Consider the following 18,336-nt stretch of genomic DNA (forward strand, 5'->3'; position numbering starts at 1 on the left):
GCTTATGCCATTCGCCGGTGCCGGGCCTTGAGCCCGGCAACCAGCGACGGTCCCAGGGCCACCAGCGCCGAGCCGACCGCCACCAACACCGCACCGCCATAGCCCAGACCGTTGATCTCTTCGGCCTGCACAAATTCCGGCCAGAGCCAGGACGCCAGCGCCACCGAGCCAAAGGTCACCAAGGGCGTGATCGCCAGGGTCGCGCTGACCCGCGAGGCCTCCCAATGCGCCAGCGCCTCGGCGAACGCGCCATAGGCGACCAACGTATTCAGACAGCAAGCCAGCAGCAGCCAGCTTTGCAGCGGATTCAACCGCAAGACTTCGCCAGGGTGCGCCCAGGGCGTCAGCAGCAAGGCGCAGAACAGGTAGATCACCATCATCACTTGTAACGAATTCCAGGCCGTCAGCAACTGCTTCTGGCTCAGCGCGTAAAAGGTCCAGACTGTCGAAGCCACCACTATCAGGAGTACGCCAGCGGTGTAATCGCCCAGGGAGGTCAGTAACTCACTCAGACGTTGATTGAAGAACAACCCGAAACCGACCAGCAGCACCAGCAGCCCAATGCCCTGACCCAGGCTGAAGCGCTCCTTGAACACGAACAGGCTGGCGATCAGCAGGAAGATCGGCCCCACTTGCACCACCAGTTGCGTAGTGCCGGGACTGAGCAGGTTCAGGCCCATCAAGTACAGCACATAGTTGCCAGTCAAGCCGAACACCGCCAACGCCACCAGCCAGCCGCCTCGCGGGCCCAGCACGCGCCAGCTCGGCAGGCGCCGCGTGGCCGTCAGGTAGCCGAACAGCAAAGCGCCGGAGACGATCAACCGGCACCAGGTGACGGTCACCGGGTCCATCACCAGCAAGACCTGCTTAAGCTTGATGGGCAGGATGCCCCAGAGCACGGCGGTCAACAAGGCGAGAAACATTCCATAACCCCAACGTCCAGATGAAATATGCATGGAAAGTCCTATGGGCCGAGAGATTAAGGTCGCCATTCTAGTGGCCTGTACGGTGAGTTTGTTAGCTCAAGTTCGGATACCACAATTCCATGGCCCAGGCGCTGTGCCCCGTCTAACCGGGCGATGGCGAGGAGCAGCAACGCCGGCCAGGGGCTTGCAGCACCGAAACTGACTCATAGAACTCACCACACAGGCCACTAGCTCCTATTTCGACTTCTTACTCTTCTTGTCATGCCGGTCGCGTTTTTCGAAGACGTCCTCTATCGCCTGGTTGATCGTGCGCAGTACCTTGACCCGTGCCCAGCGCTTGTCGTTGGCCTCCACCAGGGTCCACGGCGAGATCTCGGTGCTGGTACGGTCGACCATATCATCCACCGCCGCCCGGTAAAGATCCCACTTCTCACGATTGCGCCAATCGTCCTCGGTGATTTTGAAGCGCTTGAACGGAATCGCTTCGCGTTGTTGGAAACGCTCCAGTTGGGTTTGCTTGTCAATGGCCAGCCAGAACTTCACCACGATCACTCCAGCATTGCTCAACTGCTCCTCGAAGTCGTTGATCTCGCCGTAAGCGCGCAACCAGTCGCTGGTGCGGCAAAAACCTTCGACCCGCTCCACCAGCACCCGACCATACCAGGAACGGTCAAACACGGTGAACTTGCCCCGCGCCGGGATCTGCCGCCAGAAGCGCCACAGATAAGGCTGGGCCCGCTCGTCCTCACTGGGCGCGGCAATCGGCACGATGCTGTACTGGCGGGGGTCGAGAGCGGCGGCCAGACGGCGGATCGCACCGCCCTTACCCGCCGCGTCATTGCCCTCGAACACCGCGACAAGGGCGTGTTTGCGCATGCGCTTGTCGCGCATCAGCCCCGACAGCCGCGCCTGCTCGGTGATCAGTTGCTCTTCATAATCCGCTTTCTCCAGGCTCAGGGTCATGTCCAGACTGGCGAGCAGACTCATCGAGTCGACACCCGTGGGCAGCGGCGCAGTATGAGTCGGTCGCGGTTCCACCTGAGAGGACTTCAACGCCGCCTGCAAACCTTCGAGGAGAATCTTCCCCACCGTCAGGCTGCGGTAGTGCGGATCGTTGCCTTCGATCACATGCCAAGGGGCATAATCGCGACTGGTCCGGCGCAGCACCCGCTCACCGAAATGCACAAAGGTGTCGTAGGTCTGCGACTGTTGCCAATCCAGCGGGCTGAGGCGCCAGCTGTGCAGAGGATCATCCTGCAAGGCCTTGAGCCGGGCTTTCATCTGCTTCTTGGAAAGATGGAACCAGAACTTGAAGATCAGCGCGCCTTCATCGCAGAGCATCTGCTCCAGGCGCTCGACCCCGGCAATGGCCTGGTCGAGCACCGCGTCCTTGAACAGCTCGTGTACCCGTCCCTGCAGCATCTGGCTGTACCAGTTACCGAAAAACACCCCCATCCGCCCCTTGGCCGGGAGCTGCCGCCAGTAGCGCCAGGCAGGTGGGTGGGCCAGTTCTTCATCGGTCTGCTGATCGAAGGTGCGGACTTCGATCAGCCGCGGGTCCATCCATTCGTTGAGCAATTTGACGGTCTCGCCCTTGCCGGCGCCCTCGATGCCGTTGATCAGCACAATCACCGGGAAATGCTTACGCTGCTGCAATTCGAACTGAGCTTCGAGCAAGGCTTCGCGCAGGGCGGGCACCTGGGCGTCGAAGGTGTCTTTGTCGATGGCGTGACCGATTTCAGCGGATTCGAACATGGCGGGCTCCTTCCAGAATTGATCAAGGTTAGCGGATCAGACCGCCCCGAGGGTCAGTAAGTCCCTGACATTTGCCCTGCAATGTACTCCCGACCAATCGGCTAGAATGGCCGACTGTTTGTTCACGAGTTCCACCATGAGCCGCGTACCGCCTCACGCCCAGATCGACTGGGATGACCAAGGATTGCCTCACTCTCGGATGTTCGATGATGTATATTTTTCCGATGCTTCGGGTCTGGAGGAAACCCGTTATGTGTTTATCGAACAGAATCGCCTGAAAGAACGCTTTGAAACCCTGGAGCCGAACGGGCGGCTGGTGATCGGTGAAACAGGTTTCGGCACCGGGCTGAATTTTCTCTGCGCCTGGCAACTGTTCGAGCAGTGCGCGGTGTCGAGTGCGCGGCTGCATTTCGTCAGCGTCGAAAAGTACCCGCTGAGCCACGCCGACCTGCAACGGGCGCTGGCCCTCTGGCCCGAACTGGCAGCGTTTGCCGCACCGCTGCTCAAGCAGTACGTGGCGATCCATCCCGGTTTCCAGCGCCTGCTACTGGACAATGGCCGGGTCACCCTGACCTTGCTGATCGGTGATGTGCTGGAGCAATTGCCGCAACTGGACGCCCAGGTCGACGCTTGGTTTCTCGACGGCTTCGCTCCGGCGAAAAACCCCGGGATGTGGACCCCCGAGCTGTTCGCCGAACTGGCGCGACTGGCGGCTCCCGGTTCGACTATCAGCACCTTTACCAGTACGGGTTGGGTCCGGCGCTCGCTGAACGCGGCCGGCTTCAAGATGAAACGCACGCCGGGCATCGGCCGTAAGTGGGAGATCCTGCGAGGCGAGTTCGCCGGCTGGCCGGCGGATGCCCCGGCACCGCTATCCCCCAAACCCTGGTTTGCTCGCCCAACTCCCCACTCCGGCGAACGCCGCGCCCTGGTGATCGGCGGCGGCCTGGCCGGTTGTGCCAGCGCCGCGAGCCTGGCCGCCCGTGGCTGGCGAGTCTGCCTGCTGGAACGCCACGAGGCCTTGGCTCAGGAAGCCTCTGGCAACCCCCAGGGCGTGCTGTACCTCAAACTGTCGGCCCATGGCACGGCGCTGTCGCAACTGATTCTCAGCGGCTTCGGGTATACCCGACGTTTGCTCGAACAGTTGCACAAAGGTCTCGATTGGGACAGTTGCGGCGTACTGCAGTTGGCCTTCGACGAGAAGGAAGTCGAGCGTCAGGCGCAGTTGGCTGCTGCCTTCAGCCCGGAGTTGCTGCAGGTGCTGGATCGGGCCCAAGCGCAAGTCCGTGCCGGCGTGACGCTTGAACACGGTGGATTGTTTTTCCCGGAAGGCGGTTGGGTTCACCCGCCAGCCCTGTGTCATTGGCAGGCCGACCACCCGAACATTGACGTGCGTCCCTACAGTCATGCTGTCGAGCTGCGCCAGGTCGAGGGGCAATGGCAGGCCTGGGACGCCAATACCCTGCTGGGCGACGCCCCGGTGGTGATTCTCGCCGGAGCGGCCGAGGTGCGACGTTTCGCGGCTGGTGCGGCGTTGCCGCTCAAGCGCATTCGCGGGCAGATCACCCGCCTGGCGCAAACCGCTGACAGCGCCGTGTTGAACACCGTGGTCTGCGCCGAAGGTTATGTCGCGCCGGCACGCCTGGGTGAACATACGGTGGGGGCCAGCTTCGACTTCAAGAACGACGACCTGGCGCCGACCGCTGCCGAACACATCGGCAACCTGGCGTTATTACAGGACATCTCGCCCGATCTGGCGACGCGCCTGAACGTCGCCGGGCAGGACCCGGCGCAGTTGCAAGGACGCGCCGCCTTTCGCTGCACCAGTTCCGACTATCTTCCGATAGTCGGTCCGCTGGCCGATCCGAAAGCGTTTGCCGAGGCTTACGGCATCCTGGCCCGGGATGCCCGGCAGGTACCACAGGTGCCCTGCCCCTGGCTCGAGGGTCTCTACATCAACAGCGCTCATGGCTCGCGCGGCCTGATCAGCGCGCCACTCTGCGGCGAGCTGCTGGCCGCCTGGCTGGAGAACGAACCGCTGGCGCTGCCACGCGGCGTAGCCGAGGCCTGTCATGCGAACCGCTTCGCCCTGCGGGCGCTGGTTCGAGGCAAACGCAAACCTGGGGCGAACGCCTAAACCGTCGCTTCCATGGCGCATCAGCGCGAGGCTGGATGCTCATCCAATTCGTGCTGGGTGAGCGCCTCAAGAAAGATTTTCTCCTCGGCGATGCGGGTCTCCATCAATATCGACAATCGTCGAGAGTACTGGTCACTGGGCATCAGCGGGGAATTGTTCAGCAACCGTTCCTCCTGATCATGAAACGGTTTGTTGAAACGGATGAAATCGCGCTGATATTTCCTCTTCAGGTAGTCGATCCAGAAATCGCGCGAAGCAATGAAGGTCTTCAAGGCAGGCATATGTTCAGTTTGCCGGATACGATTGCGCGCTGCCAGAATCTGTTCTTCGGTGACATTGGCAATGGACCTGAAAACCATTTCCTTCGGCTGCCCGGGCAAATACAGGGAACGCCCCAGACCGACCCTGTAGGCCAGATTCACTTCGACCTCATCGACAGGACTCGATGAGGGCGCTTCGGGCCTGTCGGACAGATCCCTGATGTGATCCCGGGCCACCTCATCAATGCGCTCCAGGCGAAACAGACCGCGTGCCAGTTTCAGCAACTCCGTCGGTTCGTCGCTGCGGGACGCCAGGACGCGGGCCCTGGCCAACAACACACGGACTTCCAGGTGACTGAAATTTCGCGCCGCGCTGTCGACACAGGTCATCGGATTGGCCGCCAGGTCGAACAATTCAGTGCGCAATGTCGTGTCCTTGGTCGCGGCCTCCAGCACCTCCCAGACGCGTCGTGTCAAATCCGCTCGAATCTTCTGATACTCGGCACTGCCGCTCAGACGCGCCAATAGCAGGAAAAACTCTTCGGACCCTTCCTCATGCCTCAAGTCGTGCCACAAGTCCCGCAGGGTGTCCCGACGCTCCCCGTCCGCAATGTCGGTCAGCCAACGCTGACGCGCGCTGTAGTCATCCAGCGCCAGCTCCGTATCTGGAATGCCGAAGCTGATTCCAAGGCGTTCCCGATAGGCGGCCAACAGATTCTGGTTGTCTACGGTAAAGGGATTGTTACGCAGGATGATCCGCCGATTGATCGGTGAAGGTGCCGTGTAGAGGCCCTGCGGCACGTTCTCGATGCGGTTGTCGCGCAGGTCCGCTTCGTACAGGCGAACCCGTGTCAACAGCCCTGCGGGCAAACCATCGATCCCGGTTGAGCGCAACAGCAAGCGACGCAGGTGCGGCATTTGGCTGACATCCAGCAGACGGACATCGAAATTACCATTCAGGTTCAGCACTTCAAGGTTGTGCAAGCTCGACAATACGTTGACCGAACCGGGGCTCAGCGTGATCCGGTTATCCTGTAGATACAGCTCCCTGAGCTGGCTCATATCGGCAATCGCACTCGGCGGAAACTCCAGCCGATTATTGTTCAATTCCAGTTTGCGCAAATTGGGAAAGTGCTCGAGAAAACTTTCGGGAATCCGATCCAGCCCCATGCTATTGAGCGAAAGCTCGGTGACATGATCAAAATTGATCCCGGAGGGTAGGCTCGGCAAACTACCGACCCGCAAGCCGGCCAAGCTCAGGCTGCGACCGATGACCATACCACTCTCGTCATAGGTTTTGGGGGTTTGCCGGCGCCAACACCGCTCGATGATCGAGGCAGCCTGCTCACGGCTTTCGGCGATACCTCCCAGCCAGGCGTGCGTGCGAGTAGTCGCCTGTTCCCCTCGCCAGTCGAGCAGCGTCGAGCGCAACTTGCGCAGTTCATCTTCAAGGTCCTCCAATTGGCTTTTGACCAGCGCCGAATCCTCGCCCATGGAAAAAAGGAAGTTGCGCGCCTCCGGCTCGCACAAGTCCGGATACAGCCGGGTCACTCTCCGCAGGCCACGTCGCGATCCATAGACGATGCCCCGCCTGACGCGCAAGCAACCCTGGGTGTCGCCATCGCGCCAGGCTGGCGAACGATAACCGGGCTTGCGCGCTGGTAGGCCAAGCTCCTCTTCGAGCAAGACACGTGGATGCGCCACCAAATTGGACATCAACTGCTTGTGCAGCAGGTCGGCCTCATCCAGCTTGATCGCCATGGCACTACGCTCGCTCAACCGCAAAGCACTCAGTACCGCGCCACTCAGAGCATCGGGGCGCGCGCGCGATCGCCCCAGGCTCAGGCCCTCGTTATCAAAGACCTGGTATCCCCGCGCGCTCCTGACCAGAACCCGACGCCTCGGTAAATCGTCAGTGCCCATCTTGAACAACAGCGAACCATCAAAATGCTCATGACGAATCTCCCAGAGCACGTCCGATGGCCATCCATTCATTGTTTTCGCCATAAGCAACTGCAACTTGGCGTTATCCAGACTGCCCTGGCTTTTGAGGAAACCTGTATCCAGCGCGTGGTTGAGCAGAATTTCACGTCGCCCCTCGTTCGCCGTTTCAACCAACGACAAAGGCACGCGATCACGCCGATCCAATTGCTCTTTCACCACATCGCTCGTTTGTCCTAGGAGTTCACGCAGCACCCCGTTCGGTAAATCGGCAAAGCTTTGCCTGAAGTTCATCGGCAACCCGACATCCGTTACGCAGTACAAACGGTAAAGACGCTGGAACACCGCGAAGCGCTGCTCGCGTACCTGCTGGCGCAGCACTTCTTCCAGCAGTGCCGATACTTGCTCGGTGGACGCCCCTGGGCTGAGCAATGCCTGCTGATCCTGTATCGTCAGTTTGTTCCAAATGCCCCTCAGGCCGTCCGCCTCGAGGTCGCTGGCCCGCACCATCAGCCGATGCGGTTGCGTTGTCAGGTCCGCCCCATATTCACCCAGCGGTTTGTTCGCCGAATCAATGAGCATGATCGTGTGATCGCGGGGCCAATTCTTGAGGCCAGGCAAAATCTGCAACTTCAAATCCAACAAGCGCGCCGTGGCCGCCGCGGGCGCCTCGGCAGGCGCGAGCAGCCAACTCAACTCGTTGTCCAACCTGAAACGCTGTATCGAGTCGAGCAAGGGAGCTGGGATCTTCGCATCGTTCGCGTGCATCCAACGCAACATCGATTCGTCGAGTCGATGAATCAACAGGATATGCTCGATATTTTCATCGCTCAGCAAACGCACATCAGGCCCCAGGCGACGAAACAGATAAACCGGATCGTGCCATTGCAAGGGCCATTCATGGGCCAGCCTCCAGGCTCCAGAGCCATTGTGTTCGAGCAAGGGTTCGTAGGCCGCCTCACGCAACGGATGCCGCAGGCGCCAGGCTCCCATGGACTGATCCCAATAGGCCCGGTAAGGCTCGCCGGCGATATCCAGGTAACGATGTCCTTCCCCCGCATCTGCTTCCAGATAAAACCCCTCATGATCCAGCGCCTTGTCCGCAAGATCGGGAACGTCATGACGATAACTGCCCAGGTCGCTCTGCCACAACCGATAGCGACCATCGTTCGATCTGACCGGCACCAGGTCGTCGAAAAAACTCGAAGGTCGCTGGAAAAAGCCCTTGAGCGCCTTACTTCCCCAATGCATGGCCACACCCATTGCGACCATGGTCGCAATGTCCTCGGCAACCGACATCATGTGCGTGATCGCCTCATCACGGTCACCATGCTGCCAATCCTGATACCCCTCATAGACCTCACTCAGCAGTTGTCCGACCGCGACCCCCATCATCAGCAAGCCGAGCCATGGATTGACGAAAGCGGCCAGGTTCAACAGCGTCATGCCCAACCCCGACAAAGACAGGTATAAGGCTTCGCGAGCATCCTGGTCGACGTCTTCGGTCGGCACGGCCACATATCGCGCATCCGCCTGAAGCCGCAGGATCTGTTGTCGATAGAGATGGAAAAACAATTCATCGTCCAGCGGCATCAGCTTTAGCTGTAGATCAGCCGCAGGATTCAAGGACCTTGTGACCGCGCCGTCGGCACCTCGGGTCTCAACGGTCAACAGTTTCCTCAACCGCGACAGGAAACCCGGCAAGTCCCGCTTGCTGACAAAAGCGCTAAAAAAGCGTTCATACGCCGGCTGCCAAAGGCGACGGCGTAGCTCCATCTGGAACGCGTCCAGCGAAGCATAGAGCTTGAAGCGCGTCAGCGGATCATTGGGAATATGCACCAGTACCCGATCTTTCATGCTCACGGGCTCGGTCGGTGGCGTGTTCTGCAACGTGAACAGACAAATGCCCGACAAGGTCACACCGAGCATCTGCAATTCGTTGGCCACCATGCTCGAACCCTCTGCGACAAGGGTGACATTCAACTCGATCAACCTGCCGACCTGCTGACGAGCCGCGTCATCGATGTCTTTTTTCAGGTAGGCGATATGCGCGTCCACCAACATATCGGCTTTCTTTTGTTGCATGATCGTCGATTGGATTCGCAACGCATCGCTATCAGACTCCTCTTCGAGCGTCTCTTGGGTCTCGGAGAGATGAAAAAATTCGCACAGGTGTTGCTGGTAGAGTTTTCCCAGATCGAGCCGACGCACCACTTCCATGAAAGCTTGTGGGGTGACTTCTGGCGCAATTGTCAAATTCCGATCCAGGCTGACATGGGATAGAGGGGGTAGACGCTCGTTCGCTTCGAAGTTGTGCAGCGCAGCCTCGAGTAAGCTGCGACGGGTATAAGTCATCGGAAAAAAGTAACCCGTCCCGACAGACGACGGCAGCGCGGGCCATCGATTGGCGACATTCAGTTTGCCGTGGTGAATATCCAACCCTGGGCCGAATCGCTGGTGCAGTGCGTTCTCCAGCAAAGGCGCAGAAAAATCCTCGATGCTTTTCAGATCCTTGAACCATAAGGACACTTGCTCCTTGAGGAGCTGACTGCGGCGTAGATCTTCGCGCAAACGCACGATATCTCCGGGCCGAGCCGCCAGCAACCACGGCGGAGCATGGGTATTGATCACCTCTTCGTTATAGCTCTGCTCACTCAGAACCGACGGAACAAAATGGGTAACGGCCGACATTTCAAATTTCCTTTTTTTAAGAGTCCGCCGCCCGCTGCTTTTCAGGGCGGCGACTATCGCTTCCAGCGTCTCGGTGCCACAGCGACCTATCGGCCTGGCGCCAAGCTCCTTACACAACGCCGTGCGCTGGGTCGCGGGACTCGGTCCAGGCGCTCTGGATCGTTGCCGTGACGATAGCAGTCCATTTGGCCAAAAAAATATAAAAAAATGTTTATTATCAACAAGTTAAATCAATAACTTCGATCAATCGAATAACCGGTTAATACCCTTTTCACAACCTCGCACCACACCGGCCACCTGCCGGGTTGGCCGGTTACGGCGCTGTTTATAATGGATTGATATAAAACTCCTCACTTCTCAGTGGGTCTGTTGCAGAGTCACGCCCCCTCCCCAACGGACAACCGGTAAGGAATTTATGTGCGGATTAGCAGCAGAGTTACGTTTCGATCGACACCCCGCGGACCTCGCAGCGCTTGAGCGGATCACCCACCATATGGCTCCACGCGGCCCCGATGCCTGGGGTTTCTACAGCCAGGGACCCATCGCTCTCGGTCATCGGCGACTGAAAATCATGGACCTGTCGGATGCCTCGGCGCAGCCGATGATCGACCCTGACCTGGGCTTGTCCCTGGCGTTCAATGGCGCGATCTACAACTTCCCCGAACTACGCCGCGAACTGGAACAACAGGGCTATGCGTTCCACTCCGACGGCGATACCGAAGTCTTGCTCAAGGGCTACCACGCCTGGGGTGAGGCGCTGCTGCCCAAGCTCAATGGCATGTTCGCGTTCGCCATCTGGGAACGCGATGCCCAGCGCCTGTTCATCGCCCGCGACCGCCTCGGGGTCAAGCCGCTGTACCTGTCGCGCACCCCCCAACGCCTGCGTTTGGCCTCAAGCCTGCCGGCGCTGCTCCAGGGCGGCGACATCAACCCGCTGCTGGACCCGGTGGCCCTCAATCACTACTTGAATTTTCACGCCGTGGTCCCCGCACCGCGCACCTTGCTGGCCGGAGTCGAGAAACTGCCGCCAGCGAGCTGGATGCGTATCGAGGCCGACGGCCGCACCGAACAGCGCATTTGGTGGTCGCTGCCCTACGGGCCGAATGCCGATGAGACCCAGCTGAACCTGGAAGACTGGCGTGACCGCGTGCTCGACAGTACCCGCCAAGCCGTGGCAATTCGCCAACGAGCTGCGGTCGATGTCGGCGTGTTGTTATCCGGCGGGGTCGATTCGAGCCTGCTGGTTGGCTTGTTGCGCGAAGTCGGGGTCGAGCAGTTGTCGACCTTTTCCATCGGCTTCCAGGATGCCGGCGGCGAACGCGGCGACGAGTTCCACTACTCGGATCTGATCGCCCGCCATTACGGTACACAGCACCATCAGTTGCGCATCGACGAACGGCAGATCATCGAGCAGTTGCCGGCGGCATTCCGCGCCATGAGCGAGCCGATGGTCAGCCATGACTGCATCGCCTTCTACCTGCTGGCCCGGGAAGTCGCCCAGCACTGCAAAGTGGTGCAAAGCGGCCAGGGTGCCGACGAGCTGTTCGCCGGCTACCACTGGTACCCACAAGTGGACGGTGCCGCCGATCCCCATGCCGCCTACCGTGCCGCCTTCTTCGACCGCAGCTACGCCGATTATGCCGACACTGTGCAGCCACGCTGGCGAGTCGAGCAGGATGCCGCCGGCGATTTTGTCCGCGAACATTTCGCCCTCCCCGGCGCCAGTGCCGCGGTAGACAAGGCCTTGCGCCTGGACAGCACGGTGATGCTGGTGGACGACCCAGTCAAGCGCGTCGACAATATGACCATGGCCTGGGGCCTGGAAGCCCGCATGCCGTTTCTCGACTATCGGCTGGTGGAACTGTCGGCTCGCGTGCCCGCCAGGTTCAAACTGCCGGACGGTGGCAAGCAGGTCCTCAAGGAAGCCGCCCGCCTGGTCATTCCCCGCGAGGTTATCGACCGCAAGAAAGGCTACTTCCCGGTCCCCGGTCTCAAGTACCTGCAAGGCGATACCTTGGACTGGGTACGCGAGCTGTTGCTCGACCCTAGCCAGGACCGGGGCCTGTTCAACCCGGCGACACTCGATCGCCTGCTCACCGATCCCCACGGCCAACTGACCCCGTTGCGCGGCTCCAAGCTGTGGCAACTGGCGGCCCTGAATCTGTGGCTCAGCGAACAAGGAATCTGATCCGATGAAAGCTCATGCCACGGCTTACAGCCAACGCCTGCTGCGCGGCCAGCCACCGTCCTACGAACGCCTGCAGGCACGCCACGCCGAAGACGGCAACGAACCGGCCACCCAAGCGGTGGCGGTGCATTGCGGCTGGGGCCGGCTGCTGATCGGGCACACCTTCGCCGATCCCGCCGGACTGGCCGAAGCGCTGTTGCACGAACAGCCTGGCGAGCGCGACATAGCGCTGTATGTCGCCGCGCCCCAACAGGTGCTTGCCCAAGCGCCGCAACAGCTATTTCTCGATCCCTCCGACACGCTGCGCCTGTGGTTCAGCGATTACCGGCCGGCCACCCGGGTGTTTCGCGGTTTCCGTATTCGCCGGGCGCAGACCCTCGCAGACTGGCAAGCGATCAACCCACTCTACATCGCCCGCGACATGCTACCCATCGACCCGCGCTTACTGACCCCGCGCCATCAGGGCGGTCCGGTGTACTGGCTGGCGGAAGACGAGGACAGCGGCGCCTTGATCGGCAGCGTCATGGGCCTCAACCACCAGAAGGCCTTCCATGATCCGGAACACGGATGCAGCCTCTGGTGCCTGGCGGTGGACCCCAATTGCAGCCGGCCGGGGGTCGGCGAAGTGCTGGCGCGTCACCTGATCGAGCACTTCATGAGTCGTGGCCTGAGCCACCTGGACCTGTCGGTGCTGCACGACAATCGCCAGGCTAAGAGCCTGTACGCCAAGCTTGGGTTCCGCACCCTCAGTACCTTCACCATCAAGCGCAAGAATGGCATCAACCAACCGTTGTTCCTCGGGCCAGGACCCGAGGCCGAATTCAACCCCTATGCACGGATCCTGGTAGACGAAGCCCACCGACGCGGGATCGACGTGCAGGTCGACGACGCTTCGGCCGGTATGTTCACCCTCAGTCACGGTGGGCGGCGAGTACGCTGCCGGGAGTCGCTGACCGACCTGACCAGCGCCATCAGCATGAGCCTGTGCCAGGACAAGAGCCTGACCCACCGGGTGCTCCAGCAAGCCGGCCTGAAGGTGCCTCACCAGCAGCGCGCCGGCACGGTCACCGACAATCGGGCATTTCTCCAAGCCCATGGGCGCATCGTCGTCAAACCCCTCGATGGTGAACAGGGACAGGGGGTGGCCGTGGACCTGCGCACCGGCGACGAAGTGGCGCAAGCCATCGAGGCTGCCCGCGCCTTCGACAGCCGGGTGCTGCTGGAGAGCTTTCACGAAGGCTTGGACCTGCGCATCGTGGTGATCGGTTTCGAAGTGGTGGCTGCCGCCATCCGGCATCCGGCCCAGGTGGTCGGCGATGGCCACCACAGTATCGGCGCGCTGATCGAAGCACAGAGTCGTCGCCGCCAAGCGGCCACCGGCGGTGAGAGCCGGATTCCTCTCGATGCGCAAACCCAGCATACCCTGCGGGCAGCCGGCCATGACTACGACACGGTATTGGCTCCGGGCGAACAGCTGGCGGTGCGCCGCACCGCCAATCTGCACACTGGTGGCAGCCTGGAAGACGTCACGACCATCCTCCATCCGACGCTGGCCGAGGTCGCCGTGCGTGCGGCGCGGGCCTTGGATATCCCAGTGGTCGGGCTCGACCTGATGGTTTGCGCGGCGGACCAGCCGGACTACGTTTTCATTGAAGCCAATGAACGCTGCGGGCTGGCCAACCATGAACCACAGCCCACAGCCGAGCGTTTTATCGATCTGCTGTTTCCCCATAGCCTGCCAACGTGATGAAGTAGCGCGGATCGTTGCCTTTTCCGCGCAAGAATTCTCATGCAAGAAGGAGCGACCATGAACACCGCTATTGCACAACCCGATCTCGACTACCTGCAACGAGTCTTGCTGGAAATGCTCGCCATTCCCAGCCCGACGGGGTTCACCGACACCATAGTGCGTTATGTCGCCGAACGTCTGGAGGAGTTGGGCATTCCCTTCGAACTGACCCGACGCGGCACCCTGCGCGCCACCCTCAAGGGCCACCAGAAAAGTCCCGACCGCGCCGTATCGGCTCACCTCGACACCATCGGCGCCGCTGTGCGGGCGATCAAGGACAACGGGCGCCTGAGCCTGGCGCCGGTTGGCTGCTGGTCGAGTCGCTTTGCCGAGGGCAGCCGGGTCAGCCTGTTCACCGATACAGGGGTGATCCGCGGCAGCGTATTGCCGCTACTGGCCTCCGGACACGCCTTCAACACGGCGGTGGATGAACTGCCGGTCAGTTGGGATCATGTCGAACTGCGTCTTGACGCCTACTGCTCAACCCGTGCCGATTGCGACTCACTGGGCATCAGCGTGGGTGATTTCGTCGCCTTCGATCCGTTACCGGAATTCACCGGCAGTGGTCATATCAGCGCCCGCCACCTCGATGACAAGGCCGGGGTCGCCGCCCTGCTCACCGCCCTCAAGGCGATTGTCGAAAGCGATGCGCAACCACCGATCGACTGCCATCCGCTGTTCACCATTACCGAGGAAACCGGTAGCGGCGCGGCAGCGGCATTGCCCTGGGATGTCAGCGAATTCGTCGGCATCGATATTGCCCCGGTCGCGCCGGGCCAACATTCGAACGAGCATGCGGTGAGCGTGGCGATGCAGGACTCCGGGGGGCCGTATGACTACCATCTGTCGCGCCATCTGCTGAGGCTGGCGACCGAGAACGAACTGCCGGTGCGCCGCGACCTGTTTCGCTACTATTTCAGCGATGCCCATTCGGCGGCCACCGCCGGGCATGACAGTCGCATGGCGCTGCTGGCATTCGGCTGCGATGCCACCCACGGTTATGAGAGAACCCATATCGACAGCCTGGCAGCGTTGAGCCGCCTGCTCGGTGCCTATATGCTCAGCCCGCCGGTGTTCGCCAGCGATGCACAGCCGGCCACCGGCTCCCTCGACCGTTTCAGCCATCAACTGGAACACGAGACCCAGATGGAAAGCGACACCCGAGTGCCATCAGTGGACAGCTTGATCGGCCAGCGCAATCCACTCGACTGAAGGTATTCGCCGCCAGATGCTCCGGTGCCCCGCCGCATTACCGGTAGCCGGACTGGGCTGGTGGCAGTAGCATGCCGCGGATTCCTGAAGATAACTTGCCATGCTGATTCCCTACGACCAACTCGAACCCGACACCCTGACCCGGCTGATCGAAGATTTCGTCAGCCGCGACGGCACCGACAACGGCGATGACACCCCCCAGGAAACCCGTGTGCTGCGGGTACGAAAAGCGCTGAGCAAAGGCCAGGCGGTGATTTTCTTCGACCTGGAAAGCCAACAATGCCAATTGCTCCCCAAGCACGCAGTACCCAGGGAGTTCTTCGACTGACCTCAGGCCACCGGCTCGCGGGCAGGGACGCCAGGCTCTCCCTTTGTCAGAATCCGCCGATAGATTTCGGCACGATGTACATTGACGTGTTTGGGTGCTTCCACACCAAAACGCACATGGTTGCCGTTAACGGCGAGAACTCGCACGGTGATGTTATCGCCGATGGAAATCATCTCGCCCACGACGCGGCTCAATACAAGCATGGCACTCATCCTCACAGGGTTTATGAGCGGCCAAGACTGCCCGGCCCGACCACGGCCTTCAATGCAGGCGCAGCAAATCAGCCTGCCCTTACCGACATGACCGATTCGCCCTACAGAATAAGATTTCATACCTTTGCCAATCAGAACTTTCGTTGCGGGAATACCTGAACACAGTCCCCATTCGATAACCTCTCGCACCGACTGCCGGACCTTGACCCACAACTTGTCGGCCGCCCTGCAGATTGCACAATGCCTCAGGCAAAAGCGCAGCTCGATCATGGCGCCTGTTAATCGGAGTGATGGTCCGCGCATAAAAACACCCTGCAAAAGCGCCACTCTCGCAGGGTGTTGGGGTTGAGCATCTGATTAAACGCCCCGACAGCTCGGGACGCTTTTCATGTCGACGGATAATCCACGGACGGCATTATTTGGTCGGAGCAACACCTGCCGTGTTATCCAGCAGGCTCTGGGTCGCGGTCTGGATGAACGAACCCAGTTTCTGCTTCAGCTCAGCCTCGTCCGGTGAGTCGGGGATCACTTCGCCAACAGGATTGGCGCCTAGCTGGTAGCGCCAGACCTTGGCCGGCACATCCTTGGGCTGGACCAGGATATGATCGCCGTGGATGATCGCTACGGTCGGCTCGTTACCCGATGGCTTGATCATGCCGATGCCCTTATCGCCTTCCGGCAGGTTGAGCAGGTCACGCCCCCAGCACTGCTGGCGGAACTCGCCACCCAGGCGTCCCATGATGGTCGGGACGATATCGATCTGGGTGCCCACGGTGTCGCGGCGCGCACCGAACTTTTCCTGAATCCCCGGACCGATCAGCAGCAGCGGTACGTTGAAGCGCCCCAGGTCCATTTCGGTGATCTGCTCGTCGTTGCCAAAACCATGGTCGCCGACCACCACGAACAGAGTCTCCTTGAAGTAAGGCTCCTTGCGGGCCTTCTCGAAGAACTGCCCCAGCGCCCAGTCGGCATAACGCATCGCCGTCAGGTGCTCGTTGAGGGAGCCACGGTTGGTCACCCGTTCCACCGGCAGCGGCGTCGGCAGCGCATACGGGGTGTGGTTGGACAGGGTCTGCAGCAGCGCATAGAACGGTTTGCCCGACTCACCACGGGTCTTGAGCTCCTCCAGGCTGCGGTCGAACATGTCCTGGTCGGAGACGCCCCAGGTGGGATCGGAGAACACCGGGTTGACGAAGTCGTTACGGCCAATAAAGGTGGTCATGCCCTGGCTGCCGAAAAACCCCGACTGGTTGTCCCAGGCGAAATCGCCGTTGTAGACATACACATCGTCATACTGGCGAGCGCTAAGCAGTTGCGGCAGGCCCGATAGCTTGTGGCTGCCCTCTGGCGTCTGCATCAAGTACTCGAAACCCGGCAGGTTCGGGAAACAGGCCATGGTCGCGAACATGCCCTGGTGGGTATGGGTGCCGTTGGAGAAGAAGCGGTCGAACAACAGGCCCTCCTTCGACAGCTGGTCAAAGTATGGGGTGATGTTGCCGGGACGACCCAGAGCGCCCACCGAGTGCCCGGCGAAGCTTTCCATCAGGATCACCACCACGTTCTTGATTGCCAGGGTATTCTGCGCCGGTGGCGTGGTGTCCCGGCGGATCGCGGCGATATCGCTCTCGACCAGTCTGTCGTCGCCGGTCAGCAGCATGTCGCGCACGGTCTGCTGGGCCAGTGGCTGTTGCAGAGTGGCTTTCCAGATATTGTCGCGATCATCGGACAAGCGGCTATGGGCCGCCGAGATCAGCGTCAACGAACCATTGAGGCCTAGCTGGTTGGCGAAGTTTGAATTGGTGGTATAGGCATCCCCCCAGCGCAGCGGCGGCCCCTGGCGCAGAGTGCCGCGAGCCGCCACGACACAGATCAGCAACAGCACCACGAACAGCACGATCCGGGCGTACCACGGCGCCACGGCGCGGGCGCCAGCGCTTGCACTGAAGGTGGCACGGGGGCGGGTCAGACGATCGGCCCCCTTGAACAGCAGGCTCAATATCACCGTGCCCACAGCCCAGGCCAGCAGGTAGCGGGCCACTGGAAAACCATACCAGAGCATGCTCATGACGGTTTTCGGGTCTTCCTTCACGTACTGGAACACCAGGCCGTTGAGCCGCTGGTGGAACTCGCGGTAGAAGTCCATCTCCATCAGCCCAAAGAACAGCGCGAGGCTCGACGCCACAGTCAGCCAGAGGCGGAACAGGCCGCGAGCGGCCATTGCCCGGGCACTGAGCAAGGCCAGCGTCAACGGAATGCAGAAGTAGACCACGATGCGGATATCAAAACGCAGCCCGTTGCCGAATGCCTCGATAAAGGTCGAAGCCGGGGTGTCGAGAATCATCTCGCGGTTATAGACCAGCAATGCAACCCGCAGCAGGGTGAACATCACCATCATGATCAATGCGCACAACAGCGTATAGGCCAGATGAGACTTAACTGTCGGTTGCAGCAGGCACGTTGAGGGGCGCTGCTTGCTCAGGGCGTCCGGGTTTGCCATGTCGGTTTGGGACTCGTAGGATTCAAGTTGGAAAGTCGGGTTCAGCAGCGCCCAACCCTCGATGGATCATGAGAGCGGCGCGAAGCCGGCAAATGTTGCACGATCATCGATGGTTTACCACCCGTGCATTGTCGGTCGCTGTTGAAATATTTCCTCGCCCAAGCCGAAAACCGCTCTAAAACGGCGGATTGCAAGAAGCGAGAGGTCAATCATGCGCAGGAATTGTCTGTGACGGAATGTGAAAATTTCGTCTGGCGCACGTTTTGACACATAAAAAACAACCTGGCGAAGCAATGCTCCCGGCGCCGGCAGGAGGTCGTCATCTACTGTCGTCTGGTGGCCGGTACGAACGGGTTAACTCAAGTTCGGCCATCAGCATCCATGGCCGAGGCACGTGCCC

The 18,336-nt window shown here is 60.6% G+C and carries 10 protein-coding genes; 5 read left to right on the plus strand and 5 right to left on the minus strand.

The genetic code is table 11. The features are described 5' to 3' along the window. Positions 1-2 precede the first annotated feature (2 nt). Positions 3-956: a DMT family transporter gene (locus tag BMX68_RS10070; RefSeq protein WP_026013120.1), complete on the minus strand. Its 954-nt coding sequence runs from the start codon at positions 954-956 to the stop codon at positions 3-5. 204 nt (positions 957-1,160) lie between these two features. Continuing rightward, positions 1,161-2,681: a polyphosphate:AMP phosphotransferase gene (pap, locus tag BMX68_RS10075; RefSeq protein ID WP_017131523.1), complete on the minus strand. Its 1,521-nt coding sequence runs from the start codon at positions 2,679-2,681 to the stop codon at positions 1,161-1,163. 136 nt (positions 2,682-2,817) lie between these two features. Here pap and mnmC point away from each other — a divergent pair, with 136 nt between their 5' ends. Continuing rightward, entirely contained in the window at positions 2,818-4,818 is a 2,001-nt protein-coding gene (mnmC, locus tag BMX68_RS10080) for a bifunctional tRNA (5-methylaminomethyl-2-thiouridine)(34)-methyltransferase MnmC2/FAD-dependent 5-carboxymethylaminomethyl-2-thiouridine(34) oxidoreductase MnmC1 (protein WP_026013121.1), read from the plus strand. Positions 4,819-4,838: 20 nt separating this feature from the next. On the opposite strand, the gene BMX68_RS10085 is transcribed toward mnmC, so the two are convergent. After that, a complete protein-coding gene (locus BMX68_RS10085; protein ID WP_256218777.1) occupies positions 4,839-9,710 on the minus strand; it encodes an NEL-type E3 ubiquitin ligase domain-containing protein in 4,872 nt (1,623 codons plus the stop codon). Between the two features lie 415 nt (positions 9,711-10,125). On the opposite strand from BMX68_RS10085, the gene BMX68_RS10090 reads away from it, so the two are divergent. From BMX68_RS10090 to BMX68_RS10105, 4 genes are all read left to right on the plus strand, one after another. Then, on the plus strand, positions 10,126-11,898 hold the full coding sequence (locus BMX68_RS10090) for an N-acetylglutaminylglutamine amidotransferase (RefSeq protein ID WP_026013122.1): 1,773 nt from the start codon (positions 10,126-10,128) through the stop codon (positions 11,896-11,898). 4 nt (positions 11,899-11,902) lie between these two features. Then, complete coding sequence (ngg, locus tag BMX68_RS10095; RefSeq protein WP_060782569.1) at positions 11,903-13,645, plus strand: N-acetylglutaminylglutamine synthetase; 1,743 nt, start codon at positions 11,903-11,905, stop codon at positions 13,643-13,645. 60 nt (positions 13,646-13,705) lie between these two features. Then, positions 13,706-14,899 (plus strand): osmoprotectant NAGGN system M42 family peptidase, encoded by a 1,194-nt coding sequence (locus BMX68_RS10100; RefSeq protein ID WP_060782570.1) that lies wholly within the window; start codon positions 13,706-13,708, stop codon positions 14,897-14,899. Between the two features lie 100 nt (positions 14,900-14,999). After that, positions 15,000-15,227 carry a YheU family protein gene (locus tag BMX68_RS10105; RefSeq protein WP_017131528.1) on the plus strand — a complete coding sequence of 76 codons (228 nt, stop codon included), beginning with the start codon at positions 15,000-15,002 and terminating at the stop codon, positions 15,225-15,227. Positions 15,228-15,229: 2 nt separating this feature from the next. Here the strand turns inward: BMX68_RS10105 and csrA are convergent, their stop codons facing one another. Both csrA and BMX68_RS10115 read right to left on the minus strand, forming a co-directional pair. Further along, positions 15,230-15,430, minus strand: coding sequence for a carbon storage regulator CsrA (gene csrA / locus BMX68_RS10110; RefSeq protein WP_017131529.1), 201 nt, complete (start codon positions 15,428-15,430; stop codon positions 15,230-15,232). A gap of 424 nt (positions 15,431-15,854) precedes the next feature. Next, positions 15,855-17,936 carry an LTA synthase family protein gene (locus BMX68_RS10115; RefSeq protein WP_017131530.1) on the minus strand — a complete coding sequence of 694 codons (2,082 nt, stop codon included), beginning with the start codon at positions 17,934-17,936 and terminating at the stop codon, positions 15,855-15,857. Between the last annotated feature and the right edge of the window lie 400 nt (positions 17,937-18,336).

The sequence above is a fragment of the Pseudomonas agarici genome (assembly GCF_900109755.1).
Lineage (GTDB): Bacteria > Pseudomonadota > Gammaproteobacteria > Pseudomonadales > Pseudomonadaceae > Aquipseudomonas > Aquipseudomonas agarici.